The organism is Hanamia caeni (genome assembly GCF_003721595.1).
GTDB classification, from domain to species: Bacteria; Bacteroidota; Bacteroidia; order Chitinophagales; family Chitinophagaceae; genus Ginsengibacter; species Ginsengibacter caeni.
In genome coordinates this window covers 328884-344726 of sequence record NZ_RJJR01000001.1, presented here as the reverse complement: position 1 = coordinate 344726, position 15843 = coordinate 328884, and the positions used below count along the sequence as shown (strand labels likewise).

At 39.6% G+C, this 15843-nt stretch carries 12 protein-coding genes; 6 read left to right on the top strand and 6 right to left on the bottom strand.

The features are described from left to right. The 6 genes from EFY79_RS01600 to EFY79_RS01575 form a co-directional block, all read right to left on the bottom strand. Positions 1–1779 (bottom strand): AMP-dependent synthetase/ligase, encoded by a 1779-nt coding sequence (locus tag EFY79_RS01600; protein WP_123118913.1) that lies wholly within the window; start codon positions 1777–1779, stop codon positions 1–3. Between the two features lie 116 nt (positions 1780–1895). Then, positions 1896–2900: a tetratricopeptide repeat protein gene (locus EFY79_RS01595; RefSeq protein ID WP_123118912.1), complete on the bottom strand. Its 1005-nt coding sequence runs from the start codon at positions 2898–2900 to the stop codon at positions 1896–1898. Between the two features lie 79 nt (positions 2901–2979). Next, the gene (locus EFY79_RS01590) at positions 2980–4206 is read right to left on the bottom strand and encodes a DUF1015 domain-containing protein (RefSeq protein ID WP_123118911.1); all 1227 of its coding nucleotides are present in this window, start codon (positions 4204–4206) and stop codon (positions 2980–2982) included. A gap of 102 nt (positions 4207–4308) precedes the next feature. Beyond that, positions 4309–5376 (bottom strand): 3-phosphoserine/phosphohydroxythreonine transaminase, encoded by a 1068-nt coding sequence (gene serC / locus EFY79_RS01585; RefSeq protein WP_123118910.1) that lies wholly within the window; start codon positions 5374–5376, stop codon positions 4309–4311. A 126-nt stretch (positions 5377–5502) separates the two neighbouring features. Further along, positions 5503–6468 carry a zinc dependent phospholipase C family protein gene (locus EFY79_RS01580; RefSeq protein WP_233577898.1) on the bottom strand — a complete coding sequence of 322 codons (966 nt, stop codon included), beginning with the start codon at positions 6466–6468 and terminating at the stop codon, positions 5503–5505. Between the two features lie 10 nt (positions 6469–6478). Then, positions 6479–7090 (bottom strand): DUF502 domain-containing protein, encoded by a 612-nt coding sequence (locus tag EFY79_RS01575; RefSeq protein ID WP_123118908.1) that lies wholly within the window; start codon positions 7088–7090, stop codon positions 6479–6481. 125 nt (positions 7091–7215) lie between these two features. On the opposite strand from EFY79_RS01575, the gene EFY79_RS01570 reads away from it, so the two are divergent. The 6 genes from EFY79_RS01570 (at position 7216) to EFY79_RS01545 (ending at position 15595) form a co-directional block, all read left to right on the top strand. Then, on the top strand, positions 7216–7845 hold the full coding sequence (locus EFY79_RS01570) for a TetR/AcrR family transcriptional regulator (RefSeq protein WP_123118907.1): 630 nt from the start codon (positions 7216–7218) through the stop codon (positions 7843–7845). 6 nt (positions 7846–7851) lie between these two features. Further along, positions 7852–9204 carry a TolC family protein gene (locus EFY79_RS01565; RefSeq protein ID WP_123118906.1) on the top strand — a complete coding sequence of 451 codons (1353 nt, stop codon included), beginning with the start codon at positions 7852–7854 and terminating at the stop codon, positions 9202–9204. A gap of 29 nt (positions 9205–9233) precedes the next feature. Continuing rightward, positions 9234–10439, top strand: a complete 1206-nt coding sequence (locus tag EFY79_RS01560) for an efflux RND transporter periplasmic adaptor subunit (protein WP_123118905.1) — start codon at positions 9234–9236, stop codon at positions 10437–10439. Between the two features lie 48 nt (positions 10440–10487). Continuing rightward, positions 10488–14060, top strand: coding sequence for an efflux RND transporter permease subunit (locus EFY79_RS01555; RefSeq protein ID WP_123118904.1), 3573 nt, complete (start codon positions 10488–10490; stop codon positions 14058–14060). A gap of 272 nt (positions 14061–14332) precedes the next feature. Continuing rightward, the gene (locus EFY79_RS01550; RefSeq protein ID WP_123119221.1) at positions 14333–14962 is read left to right on the top strand and encodes a DUF4136 domain-containing protein; all 630 of its coding nucleotides are present in this window, start codon (positions 14333–14335) and stop codon (positions 14960–14962) included. A 12-nt stretch (positions 14963–14974) separates the two neighbouring features. Beyond that, positions 14975–15595, top strand: coding sequence for an outer membrane beta-barrel protein (locus EFY79_RS01545; RefSeq protein ID WP_123118903.1), 621 nt, complete (start codon positions 14975–14977; stop codon positions 15593–15595). Positions 15596–15843 lie beyond the last annotated feature (248 nt).

Sequence of the window (15843 nt, the reverse complement as noted above, 5' to 3'; positions counted from 1 at the left end):
TCAGGTGGAGTAAATATTAGCGATTGCTTCCTTGTTTTTATCCATAATCACTTTTCGTCTCAGGCTTAATTTTGGTGTAAGCTCGCCACTATCAGTCGACCATTCCGAAGGAAGCAATTCAAACTTTTTCACCTGTTCAACGTGGTTAAAAAAACGATCGTATTTCCTGATTTCTTTTTCGAACAATTCTTTGACCGGTGCATTTTCAATTAATTTTTGACGGTCATCACAAGGCAGGTTATTTTCCTGGCACCATGATTTAAGATTGCTGAAAGATGGAATAATGAGCGCTGCGGTAAACTTTTGGCCGGCGCCAATTACCATAATATTTTCTATAAACCTTGATTCCTTTAATTTATTCTCAATAGCAAGCGGCGCCACATATTTCCCACCGCTGGTTTTAAAAATTTCTTTTTTGCGGTCCGTTATTTTTAAAAACTTTCCCACCATCACGCCAATATCGCCTGTTTTGAACCACTCGCCTTCCATACATTCCGCAGTCCAATCAGGATGCTTGTAATATCCCATCATAATATTTGGCCCTTTGCACAAAATCTCTCCATCTTCACTAAATTTTACTTCTACATTTTCAATCAGCGGCCCCACAGTACCAAACATTCTTCCTTCTTCTTCGTACCTGTTTACGCTGATTACAGGGGAAGTTTCGGTGAGACCGTACCCTTCCATTATGGGAACCTGCGCCGCAGTAAAAAGCTTTAAAAGCCTTACCTGGCAGGCAGCTCCGCCGCTTATTATACAAATAATATTATTGCCAAGGGCTTCGCGCCATTTATTAAAAATGAGCTTATTGGCCAGCGAAAGCTGTAACCTGTAAAAAACGGTAAATTTTTTATTTACATCGTATTTTAATCCCAGGCGATGCGCCCAGAAGAATAAACTCCGTTTAATGCCTTTAAGCTCGCTCCCTTTCTCCATTATTTTTTCATACACTTTTTCAAGAAGCCTTGGAACTGTGGCAAATAAATGGGGCCTCACTTCTTTCAGATTTTGAGCAATGGCATCGATGCTTTCTGCAAAAAATATACTTGTTCCTTTAAACAGATAAATGAAAGAAATCATGCGCTCAAAAACATGATTGAGTGGTAAAAAGCTCAGAGCTTTTAAATTTTCGCCGGGTGGAAAGCAAGGAAGACTGGCAAGAACATTACTCAAAATATTTTTGTGCGAAAGCATCACGCCTTTTGGTACGCCCGTGGTGCCTGATGTATAGATGATGGTAGCCAGGTCTTCGTATTTTATCTTATCAGATATAGCCCTGATTTCGCCTAAAATATTTTCAGTCAGCGGCAGCAGTAAATCGCGCCAATGCCTTACGCCATCAATCTTTTCAAATGAAATAATCTCTTTTAGGTTGGGAAGATTTTTTTTGACTGTATTTACTTTATCAAACAATGCAGAATCGTTCACAAAAATCAATTTCACATTTGCATCTTTCAGGATAAATTCCAACTCCACCTCGCTAATAGTTGGATAAACAGGCACCAGCACCGCACCCACCTGTTGAACGGCCAAATCAAGCGTCACCCACTCAGGCCGGTTTTTTGAAATAACGGCCACCTTATCTCTTCCTTCAGTAGAAAAGTCGCCCGGCCCGATTCCTGAATACAATAATCCGGAACTTAACCGGTTAACCAGTTCAGAAACCTCCACCGTTGAATATTCTTTCCATTCCCCATTTTCCTTACCGGCGAGCATAGTAAAGTTTGGTGCATCTTTTAAATGCATTTCAATACAATCAAATAATCGGGTTGGAACCATTTTACTTTTAAATATTTAATTATCGCCCTTCGGCATTTCGCTGAAATTCTAAATTAAACAATTAAACAAATAAAAGCGTTCAAAAAGCAAACTGATGTATAAATTCTTGTAAAAAATCAATGGTAATATTGCCCCGCAGGAATTTTAAAAATAATACCGGCTTTAAATTTTTTAAAATCTTCTTCTTCTTTTGCGTGATTGCTTGTCCAGTTTTGGTAAGCTGCAAGATTTTGTGAAGCGCCGAATATCCATTGATTGTAGGCTGGAAATAATCCCTGCTCCAGAAGCTGCTCCTGGAATTCGAACAACCTGAAAGGATATTTCTGTGCATAGTTCACTTCCCAATCGAGAATGAAACGGGTTCTGATCATAGTAAGCGTTTCAGGACTAATACCGCGGATCACCACATCGTTCTGGCGGTTCATACAGGTGAGGTAAGCAACTTCAAATTCAGATTTGCCTTTTACGTTTTTCAGCAAATCCGGATCCGCAAAAAGCCTCTTGTAACCGTTTAGCAGCAGGTTTTTTATTTCTGCAGTACGGGAAGTGAAGGATTCAATATTGATAAAAATTTCACCGTAGATAAGGCACCATGCATAATCTTTGTTGACGTAATAATATTTGCTGGCGTTGTAATAATTATAACCAAATGAAGGGTCTACCTGTATACCTTTTTCCCACGCTTTGATTGCCTCAGGGCTTTGATTTTTATGCAATAGCTCGCCATAATCGTTATACAAGGCGCCGCTGTTCGGAAATTTTTTCAGTGCATCGCGATAATTCTTTTCAGCTTCCTTGTCTTTTCCAAGCCTGCGGTAAATAGTGCCTGCAATCTGGTAAGCCTGGTCATCGGCATTATTGTTTTCCAAAAAAGGCTTGATTATGCCAAGCGCCTTCTGATCTTCCTTTTGTAAAAAATAACTTAATGAAAGATCTTTCGCAATCGAAAGATTTTCTTTATCCTGCTGAAGCGCGCGGGTTAATATCAGCGTGGCATTTCCATAATCGCCCTGTTGCATAAATGTTTTCGCATTTTCATGAAGCTGGGTTGCATCTTCCTGCTGGGCAAAGCCAATTGAAAAAAAGCTTATAAAGATTACGGAAAATAAAAATCTTTTCATCGGGTAAAGTTAAAATACTTTATCTCCTGAATTCTTTATTAAAAACAAAAAATTCTATAATGTTATCCAAAGGGTCAGATTAAGAGGAAATAAGATGAGTAAGGAGGCCATCTCTTAATTTCGGTTCAAACCATGTGCTTTTTGGAGGCATGATGTTATTGGTATCCGCTATATCAAATAATTGCTCAATGGTAACCGGATAGAGGCTGAAAGCCACTTCCCATTCACCGCTTTTCACTCTCTCTTCCAATTCTCCCAGGCCTCGTATTCCTCCCACGAAATCAATCCTCGTATCAGTTCGCTGATCTTTTATGCCCAGCACAGGTTCTAATAAATTGTTTTGTAAAATAGTAATATCCAATACACCAATCGGGTCAGTAGCAAAGGTACCTTCCAGGGCTGCAAGTTGATACCACTTTCCTTTTAGATACATCCCAAATTCATGTGGCTTTTGTGGTGCAAAAGGCTTTGACACTTTTGAAACTGAAAAGCTTTTGTTGAGATGGTTTAAAAAATCTTCCGCAGAAAGTCCGTTAAGATCTTTTACTACCCTGTTATATGACATTATCTGAAGCTGCGATGCAGGAAATAAGGTTGACAAAAAATGCCCCGCCTCTTCATTATCGGCCAACATGTATTTGACTTTGGCAGCCGAGGCCACGCGGTGATGGCCATCTGCGATATAAGTACATTCAACATCTTCCTTAAATATTTCAGTAATACGATCTATGATTCGTTCATCACTAATCACCCATACAGAATGTTGAATGTCATCTTCTGCTTTAAAATTATATACAGGGTTTTTAGTATTTTTCCATTTCTCCATAATATCATTCACCTCATCAATATCCCTGAAAGCAAGAAATACATTCCCCGTTTGAGCACCGGTAGTTTTTATGTGATTGATACGATCCTGCTCCTTTTCCGGCCTTGTTAATTCATGCTTTTTTATAAGGCCTTCTTCATAATCCGCCACTGAGCTGCAGCAAACCAAACCTGTTTGCGTTTTATCATTCATTGTGAGCTGGTAAATATAATAGCAGGGCTTGCTTTCACTAAAAAGCACCGGGCGGCTGATAAATGCATCAAGATTTTCTTTGGCCTTTTCATACACTTGTGGGCTGTGAACATCCGTACCAGCAGGAAGGTCAATTTCGCTGCGCGTAATATGAAGAAAAGAATGAGGATTCCCTTCCGCTTCTACTTTTGCTTCTTTGGTAGTTAAAACATCGTAAGGCCGGGAAGCCACTTGTTTTGCAAATTGTGGCTCAGGTCGCAATGCCTTAAAAGGAGAAATAGATATCATATTTTAAAAATGCCAAATGGCAACCAGTTTTTTGTAAAGGTTGCAAATATAAATCAATCAGGGAATATTGTTTTACCTTTCAAAAGGGTAAATGACCAATTTCTAACGGGTGCTGTTCTCAAATTCTTTCATCTTTTCAACCAAATATTCCACACTACTTAACGGCAATGCATTGTACAATGATGCCCTGAAACCTCCGACAGACCTATGGCCTTTGATACCATAAATATTATTTTGCTTTGCAAACTCAAGAAACTGTTTTTCTTTTTCGGCATCGTCCATCACAAAACAAACATTCATTTTGCTGCGGTCTTCCAATGCAACGGTTCCTTTGAATATTTTACTGTTATCAATTGCCTCATAAAGCAATTTTGATTTTTCAGTATTCAATTTTTCCATTGCAGCCACCCCGCCGTTTTCTTTTAGCCATCGAAGCGTAATCATTGAAGCATATACTGCAAAAACCGGCGGTGTATTCAACATACTTTTAGCCTGTATGTGTGCCTGGTAATCCATAATAGGCGGAACAGGCCGGTTTAATTTTCCTAATATTTGTTTGTTTACTACCACCAGCGTAGTACCTGCGGCGCCCATATTTTTTTGTGCGCCTGCAAATATCAAATCAAAAGAATTGAAATCAAGTTGACGGCTCAGGATATCGCTCGACATATCTGCAATCAAAGGCATGCTTACTGCAGGGATTTTCTGCCATTGCGTGCCATAAATGGTATTATTCGTGGTGATGTGGAGATAGGTAGCATTGTTGGATATCGCAAAATCTTTTGGTATGTAGGTATAATTCTTATCTTTTGAGCTACAAACAATTTCAACATTTCCATACAGCTTTGCCTCCTTAATGGCCTTCGTGCTCCAAACGCCGGTATCGGCATAAGCTGCCGTTTCATTTTCATTTAAAAGATTCATGGGCACCTGCATAAATTGTGTAGTAGCGCCACCATGAAGAAACAATACTTCATGTTTATCATCAAGGTTCATCAATTCTTTCACTAACGACCTGGCTTCTTCCATTACTGACTCAAAAAGAGGCGTGCGATGGCCTATTTCGAGGATAGACAATCCGCTGTTATTAAAATTCATAATCGCTTGTGATGCTTGCTGCAACACACTTTGAGGGAGAAAAGAAGGGCCTGCATTAAAATTGTGAATCATTGATAAAAATTAAAATATTTTTTTGATGTATTTGTTCATTTACTGATCGCGTTTAAAAAGAATTGCAAATTTGAAGTAAAAAAGAATAAGATTTTCATTTTTTTTGCCAGGCCTTACATAAAAAAGTCACTCATGAAATCTTCCTTTAGTTTCTTTATGATTTTTCCACGCAGCATTTAATTTTTCAAATTCTTGTTTGTCATTGTCCGAAAAATCATTGTTCACCAATTCAGAAAGATCAGGTTGGCCCGCATTTACCCAGGCTGTATACCAAAATGAGGCAATGGAAAAAACAGATTGCCGCATTCGCCGCTCCACCATACCGTTTAGTATTTTATCATAAGCGATGGTATATTCCGAGGAACTTTGTTCAACGCGCCTGTTATTTCTTGGTTCATAATTCCTTTTTTTATCAGGCCTGAATTTTAATGATAATTCCTTTTCAAATTTCAAAACTGAATCAGATGCTTTGGCGCTTTCCAAAATACGCTGCCAGATATAAGTTGACGGATCTTTGATATACTCGGCTTTTCCAATAAAAAAATTGAAATTGTTATCCAGTAATTCCGGGATGCGGCTTTCCCAGAATGCATGAATTCCTTTTTGATTGGTAAGCTGGCCATCATAATTTTCTGAAGTATGTAAAGGAACGTGCGCATCTGCAATGTAATGTCCCAGCTCTGCACTGTTTTTTAAAATGGACGAAAAGTTTTTTTCTTTAAAAGCTTTGGTAAGCCTGCCGAGCATTACCTGGATGTGCCACGGCACGATACCATAAGCCTGCAACGTATCTTCGCCGAATTTATCGATGGCGTCTTTCCATTTTCGTGGCAGCTGATCAAAAGGATAAGATCCATAATGGTCGATATCTATATAATGCCTGGCCCCCTCAGCAGCAATTGAATATCTTCTTTTATCCGGATCGGTGGCATGATTTTCAATAAATTCAATGTGAGGCTTATAAAATACCATCATCTGTGGCGGCAATAAAAAAACTGCATGAAAATTTATCTTTCTGTGCGCATGAAAACCCCAGCAAAAGCATGCCTTTGAGATGCTCATTAATAAGATAAAAAGGAAAGTCTTTGGCACGCAGTTGTTTTTAGTGAATCATAGATTCGTTTAACGGATCATCCGTAACATCGGAAAGATTTTGCGTAACACCTCCACTGACTGCAAACTTCATGGATTGGGCTGCACTAATCGAAGTGATAGGCCTTATTCTTTCTTTAGGTACAATATAGACATTTCCTGCGACAGAATAAGCCATTGGTAAATAAACTGCCACATAGTTTTCCATTCCAAAAATGCTCATATCTTCCTGTGTAATAAATCCTACACGCCAAACATCAGTATCATCCACGCATGCGAGCACGTTATGCGTAAACTTTTTTTTATTTCCGGCAAAGGCTTCAAAAAAATCTCTTACAAATGAATAAAATAATTTGACGCCAGGAGTTTTCTCCAAAAATCTATCCACAACAGACAATATTCTTCCCATTACAAAAAAGGAGCTCAGGTACCCGATAAGAAAAATAAATGCTATAATGATTACAAAGCCCAATCCCGGCAGATGAATAGTAGGCCGCAAGATGCTATCTACCTTGTCAAAAACAACGTAGATAAAATAAATAGTAATAGAAACGGGCCCGAGAATGAGCAAGCCTTGTAAAAAATACTGGATGGTTCTTTGGTAGCTTTTCGATTTTTTCATGATACACAATTATTGAAGGTTCAAAGTTACACGATGTACCATTTATCATTGAAATTTAAAAATTTATAAAAAAAATTTAATGGAAACTTTTGTAACTAAAAAAGTTTCCATAGTTTTGCGCACCGATGGAATTAAAAAACAGGATAAAAGAAAAGGCTGATGAATTGTTCAGGCGTTATGGCGTAAAATCTGTAACCATGGACGAAATCGCTTCACAGTTAGGCGTTTCAAAGAAAACGATATACCAGTCATTTAAAGATAAAAATGAGCTTGTGGATGCTGTGTTGGTTGAGATGATAGCCTACAATAAAGAATGCTGTGTAACAAGCCGCAACAAAGCTACGAATGCAATACAGGAAGTGTATTACGGTATCGAAAGCCTGCAGGACATGCTTGACAATATGAATCCTTCCATTCTTTTCGACATTGAAAGAGCCCACCCAAAAACGTTCAAAAAGTTCAGCGATTATAAAAATAATTTTCTGTACGACCTGATGACAAATAACATGGAGCGTGGCAAAAAGGAAGGATTGTACAGGGAGGAATCGAATGCCGAAATTGTTTGTAAAGTAAGGCTTGAGTTAATAATGCTCGCTTTTAACGAGGAAATTTTCCCGAAAAATAAGTACTCATTGTTTTACATTCTGCAGCAACTGACCGAGTATTTTTTATATGCAATAGTGACCCCGAAGGGATATAAATTATTAACCCATTATCAAAAAGAAAGCGCTGCAAAAAATGCGGCAAAAAAATAAGTACCGATGAAAATTATAATCAGACTGAGCCTGGCTTCTGTGTTGTGTATATTATGCGTTGGAGCCGGTGCGCAGCAAAAAAATTCAACAAGGCAGATTCATACATTTTCTGCAAAAGAAGCGGTTGATTATGCATTGCAAAATTCAGTACAGGTGAAGAATGCATTGCTTGATATCAAACTTCAGTATCAGCAAAACAAACAGGTGACCGCTGCAGCATTGCCTCACGTTACCGGCAGCGTTGATTTTACGGATTTTTTATCCATTCCCACGCAACTGATTCCTGCTGAATTTGCCGGAGGGCCCGCCGGCACTTATTTCCCGGTGAAATTCGGAACAAAATACACCGGAAGCTATGGCGCCAACCTGCAGCAGATTCTTTTTGACGGCCAGGTTTTTGTAGGCTTGCAGGCAAGAAAAGCGGCTATTAAAAATGCGGTACTTACTGCTGATATTACGAAAGAACAAATCAAGGCAAACGTTTACAAAGTGTATTATCAACTGGTGGTTGCCAAAAGGCAAATAACTACGCTGGATGCAAATATTGAGAATTACGAAAAGTTGCTGCATGACACCAAAATAATTTACACGAATGGCTTTGCAGAAAAGCTGGATGTAGATAAAGTGCAGGTGCAGCTCATAAATCTGCAAACTCAAAGATTAAAAGCTGAAAACCAGATAGCGGCCGGCAAAGAAGGATTGAAATTATTGATGAATATTCCGCAGTCTGATTCATTGTATCTTTCTGATACCCTTTCGGACGAAGAATTAAAATCAAATATCCTCGATGCCGGTTATAACTATGAAGACAGGAAACAATTTCAGCAATTGGAAACCGCTATTGAGCTTGGAAAATATAACGTAAAAAGATACCAGCTCAGCAGAATTCCAACGCTCACTTTTTCGGCAAATTATAACAACAATGCACAACGAACCACTTTTAATTTTTTCAAAAAAGATGAGCCGTGGTACAGTTCTTCATTTTTAAGCCTGCATTTAGCTATCCCGATTTTCGATGGCGGCGAAAGGCAGGCTAACATTAATTCTGCCCGGCTGAATCTTCAAAAGCTCACCAATAATGCAGATCAGTTAAAACAGTCAATTGATAATGATGTGGCGCAAGCCAGAATTAATATGAAATCTGCAATACTTACGATGGATGCGCAGAAAAAGAATATTGAGCTTGCACAGCAGGTTTATAATTCTACCAAATTAAAATACGAACAGGGATTGGGCAGCAACCAGGAAATTTCAACAGCGCAGGCTGACCTGGTAACTGCACAAAACAATTACTATAGCTCACTTTACGATGCAATAATTGCAAAAATTGATTACCTCACCGCTACCGGAAAACTTTAATAAAACACAAGCATTTCAAATACTATAAAATGAAAAAAATAACAACGATCGGTTTAAGCATGCTGTTGATTTCTTTTATTTCATCCTGCACCAACTCTTCAAAGGATGCGCAATTAAAAGATAAAAAGGCTCAGTTGGAAAAGTTGAAAAGTGAGCAGGCATCTATTGATTCAAAAATCGAAAGTCTTCAAAAAGAAATTGCCGTTTTGGATACAGGTTCGGCTATTGTTGCCAATCCAAAGCTGGTAGCGCTTTCTACTGTAGAAAAAGGTGATTTTAAACATTACCTGGAACTGCAGGGAAATGTGGATTCTAAAAACATTTCTTATATCACGCCAAGCGGGCAGCCCGGCCAGATAAAAGCCATTTATGTAAAGCAGGGAGATAAGGTTCATAAAGGCGAGTTGATCCTGAAACTTGATGATGCAGTGGCTCAACAAAATGTGACTGCCATCAAACAGCAAATGGGAAGCGTAAAGGCACAGCTTGGCCTGGCCCAATCCGTTTATGACAGGCAGAAAAATCTGTGGAATCAAAATATTGGCACTGAGGTGCAATTGCTGCAGGCAAAAACCAATGTGGAGACTTTACAAAACCAATTGAAGGCTATTGAAGCGCAGGTAAAAACCGCGCAGGAACAAGCCAATCAAAGCAATGTTTACAGCGATGTAAACGGAACCGTTGATGAGATTACCGCACACGTTGGTGAAACATTCAACGGAAATCCATTAACCGGTGGCTACATTAAAATCGTAAACGAAACCGATTTAAAAATCACAGTTACTGTTCCTGAAAATTATTCCGGAAAGGTTCATAAAGGCTCTCCCGTGATTGTAACGATACCCGATGCAAATCAAACTTTCAACGGTAGCATTTCTTTTATCAGCCAGGCGATTGGTGATTTAAACAGGGGCTTCACCGCAGAGATAAAAGTACCGAAAGGACTGAGCCTCCGTCCGAACCAGATTGCGAAAGTGAAAATCCTCGATTACAATGCACCGAATTCCATCGCCATTCCGCTGAACACCATCCAGACCGGGCAGGAAGGCAAATTTGTTTTACTCGCGGGAAAAGAAGACAGTGTAATGGTGGCAAAGAAACGAGTAGTTACTATCGGCCAGTTTTATGGCGACAGCATTGAGGTAAAATCCGGTTTGCAGCCAGGCGATAAACTGATAACAGAAGGCTTCCAGGGCTTATTTGAAGGCGATCCCATCTTTACAGCCAGTAAATAAACAAATAATGCAAAAATTGCTTTTGCAAAAAAGCACAATCAATCAAGTATGAGTTTAACTGAAAATTTCAAGGAAAAATATAAAGAGTTTAAACCAACCTCCTGGTCAATAAAGAATAAAACATCGATTTATCTTTTGGTGATATTCGTATCAATTATCGGGATTTATCAATTTGTAACGCTGCCAAAGGAACAGTTTCCTGATGTTGTGATTCCAACCGTTGTGATTCAAACTGTATATGCTGGTAACTCGCCCAAGGATATGGAGAACCTGGTAACCAAGCCAATTGAAAAGCAATTGAAAGGTATTACCGGCGCAAAAATCAATAAGATTACCAGCACCTCACTGCAGGATTATTCTGTTATCACCGTGGAATTTGAAACCAGTGTAAAAACAGAAGTGGGTTTGCAAAAAACAAAAGATGCGGTCGATAAAGCGAAGAAGGATTTGCCCACAGACCTTACGCAGGAGCCAAATGTACAGGATTTCGACATCAGCGAATTTCCTATAATGTATGTAAACCTGAGCGGCGATTATGATATGATGAGCCTGAAGAAATTTGCTGATGACGCCAAAGACAAGCTTGAAGAAATTCCGGAGATTACCAGGGTAGATATTGTAGGGGCGCCGGAAAGAGAGTTCCAGATCAACGTGGACAATTACAAAATGCAGAATGCAGGAATCACTTTTGATGACATTGCCGGCGCCATCCAGAGGGAAAATGTGGACATCTCCGGAGGTTTACTGGACGTTGGAAACATGAAGCGGACCTTGCAGATAAGAGGCCAGTTTAAAAATGTATTTGATCTTGAAAAAATAATCGTAAGAAATACAAAAGGGGCTCCGATTTACTTAAAAGACATTGCTACAATAATAGACACGGTAAAGACGAGTGAAAGTTTCGCCCGTTTAAATGGTAAAAACGTTGTGACACTCAATATCATCAAAAGGGCTGGTGAAAATCTGATTCAGACTTCAGATGAAGTAAAAAAAGCCGTAGAGGAAATGAAGGGAACCACCTTGCCAGCTAATCTCAAAGTTGTCATCACCGGCGACCAAAGCCGTTCTACGCGCACCTCTTTCAACGACCTGGTAAATTCTATAGTGATAGGCTTTATCCTTGTTCTTTTGATTTTGATGTTTTTCATGGGCGTAACCAATGCGTTCTTTGTGGCGCTTTCCGTGCCGCTCAGTATGTTTGTGGCATTCCTGTTTTTGCCGGCGGCCGACCTGGTGGTGGGTGGGAATGTAACGTTGAATTTTATGGTGCTTTTTGCCCTTCTTTTTGGGCTGGGAATTATTGTGGACGATGCAATAGTCGTCATAGAAAACACGCACCGTATTTTCATGGAAAACAAAGGGAAGCTATCTGCTATGGAATCGGCAAAGATGGCTGCAGGAGAAATTTTCGTTCCGGTGCTTTCGGGTACGCTTACCACTTTAGCGCCGTTCTTTCCTTTGCTGTTCTGGCCTGGCATTATTGGAAAATTCATGATCTATTTGCCTACCATGCTCATTTTCACATTGGGCGCGTCGCTGATTGTGGCGTTTATCATGAATCCCGTATTTGCAGTAGATTTCATGAATCATCCCGAAGGTGAAGTAAAAAGGAAATCAACCGTTTTCAAAAGCAAAGCCTTTCTAATTCCATTGTTAGCTGGGATCCTTTTTGATCTTCTGCATGTAACTTTTGTGGGCAATCTGCTTATTTTCTTCGCCATAGTAGTAGTGCTTAACACATATTTGTTTGATTCGCTTATTCATAAGTTTCAAAATAATGTATTGCCGCGCATCATGAGAAACTATGAAAAGCTGTTAAGATGGGCCACGGCAAAATGGCGCCCGGTGTGGCTTTTGGTAGGCACATTTGTATTACTGGTTTTTTCAATTATTCTTTTCAGCCTGAGAAATGTGCCTGTGGTATTTTTCCCGCAAGGCGACCCTAATTTTATTTACGTGTACCTGAAGCTTCCGGTAGGTAGCAGCGTAAATTATACGGATTCGATTACCAAAAATGTTGAAAATAAGGTCCAAAAAGTTTTACAGGGTCCTTCAGGAAAGCCCAACCCGATTGTGGAGAGTGTAATTTCAAATGTGGCTGTCGGCGCATCTGATCCGTTCAGCGGAAATAATATTACTCAGCCAAATCTTGGACGAGTACAGGTTTCATTCGTGGAATATCAACAGCGAAATGGCGTTTCTACTGCGCCGTATCTCGACTCCATCCGGGAAGCGGTAAAAGGCATTCCGGGCGCCCAGATTTCTGTAGCACAGGAAAATTCCGGACCTCCCACTGAGCCGCCTATAAATATTGAAGTATCAAGCGAGGATTTCGATGAACTTACCTCTACAGCTACCTCTTTAAAGACCTACCTGGATAGTCTGCAAATTCCGGGAATAGAAGAATTAAAATTAGACGTTGACCTTAGCAATCCGGAAATCACGCTCTCCATAAACCGTGAACGCGCCATGATAGAAGGCGTATCTACAGCCCAGATCGGCCAGCAGATACGGACAGCTTTGTTTGGCCTTGAGGTATCAAAAATTAAAGAGGGAGAAGATGAATATAAAATTCAATTGCGCAACAACGAGGTGCAAAGACAGAACCTCACCGACCTGCTCAATATGAATATTGTATTCAGGGATATGGCCAGCGGCGGACAGGTAAAATCTATCCCAATCAGTTCATTGGTAAATGTAGATTACACGAATACGCTTGGCAGCATTAAAAGGAAAAACGTGAAGCGCGTGATTACCATTTTTTCAAACGTACTTTCAGGATATACGCCCACTGAAGTAAATAAAAATATAGCCGCTGCCATCAACGATTTTAATCAAAAAGGCCCCGGCGTTACAATTAAGCAGACAGGCGAAGGCGAACAACAGGCAGAAACAGGCGCGTTTCTCGGGAAAGCGCTCATGATTGCACTCATGCTCATTTTGTTCATCCTGGTATTACAATTTAATTCAGTAAGCAAGTCTGTGATTATCCTGACAGAAATAATCTTCAGTGTCATTGGAGTAATTCTGGGCTTTTCTCTCACAGGTATGACTATCTCTGTAGTTATGACAGGTATCGGAATTGTAGGATTGGCAGGTATCGTGGTTAAGAATGCCATTTTGGTAATTGACTTTGCCGATGAGCTACGGGCGCGCGGAATGAAAACGAGAGAGGCAGTAATAGAAGCCGGAAAAATCAGGATAATACCGGTAATGCTTACCGCGCTGGCAGCTATATTCGCTTTGATTCCCCTGGCTATCGGTTTCAACATTAATTTCGTTACCACCTTCTCTGAACTGAATCCTCAGATTTTCTTCGGAGGCGACAGCGTTGTATTTTGGAAACCTCTGTCGTGGACAATTATATTCGGGCTGGCATTCGCCTTCTTTATGACTTTGATTATGGTGCCGAGTATGTACCTGATTGCTGAAAGGCTGAAACGCCCTATGCGCAGGCAATACGGCGGCAAATGGATTTCCATTCTTGGTATTCCGCCGCTCACGCTGTTGTTTATTCCGCTCATGTTTGTCACCATGATTATTCATAACATACAAGCAAAAAGAAGAAGAAGAAAGATGGGTAATGAACTCGGTGAACGATTTACGGGTAGTTGGTTTTGACAAATAAAAGTGTTTGATGACAAAAAGCCTGCAAAAAAATTGCGGGCTTTTTTTTATAGTAAAAGCACAAATAGCAGGCATTTTTATTCTATAAAATTGCTGTCTGTAATCATCAAATCTTAATTAAAAAACCATTGTATTATCATCCTGTGAAAGGCATTATAATAAAAAAATCTTAAAAGAAAGTTGCACCGGCTTTTCTTAACTTTTTTTATGAAATAGATTGAGAATCAGGCACTCACTTTGTGCAAACCAAAGAAAAAGTTTACACTATGAAACAAATATTAATCATGCTTATCGGCTTTGCGGGCTCTGCTGTTTTATTAAATAGCTGTACCAAAGATCCGGTAGCCAATTTAACTGACGAAGAATCGAGGATCTACATTACAGACCATGATTCAACTACTAATTTTTCCAATTTCAAAACCTACAGCATTTCTGATTCTGTGGCGGTAATCCAGGACGGCAAAACAGAAATGGAATTAACTGACGTAGACGCGGCGTACATTACCGCTGTAAAAAAATACATGAACCAGGCGGGATTTACTTTGGTATCAAAAAACGAGAATCCTGATCTGGGAGTAGATGTATCTCACATCATCCAAACCTCCACCGGCGTTATTTCGTATGGCGATTATTGGGGTAATTATGGCGGCTACTGGGATCCTTATTATTGGGGATATCCCGGGTATGGATATTACATCCCTTATGCCTACAGCGTTTATCAAATCAGGCAGGGAGCGCTGGCTGTAGATATCCTTGATTTAAAAAACGCGGAAGCTAATAAGAATATCAATATTGTCTGGACCGGCCTTATCCGTGGATCAGGAATTTTTAATACTTCCGTCGCAGACAGCCAGGTAAAAGCGTTGTTTGATCAGTCTACCTATTTAAAACATTAAAATTTTTAAAACATGAAAAACATAAAAATCTTTATAGCATCCTTGTTGCTGATGTGTTTCTGCGTGCCGGCAATGGCACAGAATACGCCACTCAATCTGGAACTTAATTACAATTACAGCATGCCCGCCAGTCATTTTAAAAGCGATCTTATAAGTGATGGTTCGCCGAGGGGCTTTTCAGCCAGTTTATTATATCCTGCTTCTAACCAACTATCTGTAGGGCTAGCCGTAGGCTTCCAGGATTATTATCAAAAATATCCGAGGGCGCTGTATAACTTAAATAAGACACAGCAGATCTCTGCAGTGCTTACCAATTCAATTCAAACCACACCGGTTATGGCCAAAGCAAAATACTTCCCGGCCATTCAATCCTCTTTGAAACCTTACGTGTCGCTGGCTGCGGGTGCTAACATCATTGATAACAAGCAATATTATGGCCAGTACGGAAACAGCGAATCAAATGTTGGTTTTAGGGCTGAAGGCGGATTAGGATTGCTAATCCCTTTCAAAAAAGGATCAACATCAGGGATTAATATTGGCGCTAATTATGCGCTTGCGCCCTATCATAAATTTGGCTATACCGACCTGAACACTTTTAATGTGCAGGCAGGAGTACAAATTCATTTGAGATAAAAACAGAAGAAAAGAAAAGTAAAAGCCCGGATAAAACCGGGACTTTTTTTTCAATGCTGTCAATAATAAAAATTATTATATCAATTTCTTGTATAATAATCTTCAAAAGAGTGCGTTTACATTTTGTAGATTATCATTAATATCCTCTAAAATTCTAAACCTATGATCGTTAAAGAAATCGTTTGTGAAATTTTAATTGCCACCCATATCATTTTGTTCATTCAGTCAAGATGGGAAAAAATCAATAT

Coding starts and splice junctions, on each gene's coding strand:
- EFY79_RS01600 (WP_123118913.1), bottom strand. CDS start 1,779: ATGGTTCCAACCCGATTATTTGATTGTATTGAAATGCATTTAAAAGAT.
- EFY79_RS01595 (WP_123118912.1), bottom strand. CDS start 2,900: ATGAAAAGATTTTTATTTTCCGTAATCTTTATAAGCTTTTTTTCAATT.
- EFY79_RS01590 (WP_123118911.1), bottom strand. CDS start 4,206: ATGATATCTATTTCTCCTTTTAAGGCATTGCGACCTGAGCCACAATTT.
- serC (WP_123118910.1), bottom strand. CDS start 5,376: ATGATTCACAATTTTAATGCAGGCCCTTCTTTTCTCCCTCAAAGTGTG.
- EFY79_RS01575 (WP_123118908.1), bottom strand. CDS start 7,090: ATGAAAAAATCGAAAAGCTACCAAAGAACCATCCAGTATTTTTTACAA.
- EFY79_RS01570 (WP_123118907.1), top strand. CDS start 7,216: ATGGAATTAAAAAACAGGATAAAAGAAAAGGCTGATGAATTGTTCAGG.
- EFY79_RS01565 (WP_123118906.1), top strand. CDS start 7,852: ATGAAAATTATAATCAGACTGAGCCTGGCTTCTGTGTTGTGTATATTA.
- EFY79_RS01560 (WP_123118905.1), top strand. CDS start 9,234: ATGAAAAAAATAACAACGATCGGTTTAAGCATGCTGTTGATTTCTTTT.
- EFY79_RS01555 (WP_123118904.1), top strand. CDS start 10,488: ATGAGTTTAACTGAAAATTTCAAGGAAAAATATAAAGAGTTTAAACCA.
- EFY79_RS01550 (WP_123119221.1), top strand. CDS start 14,333: ATGAAACAAATATTAATCATGCTTATCGGCTTTGCGGGCTCTGCTGTT.
- EFY79_RS01545 (WP_123118903.1), top strand. CDS start 14,975: ATGAAAAACATAAAAATCTTTATAGCATCCTTGTTGCTGATGTGTTTC.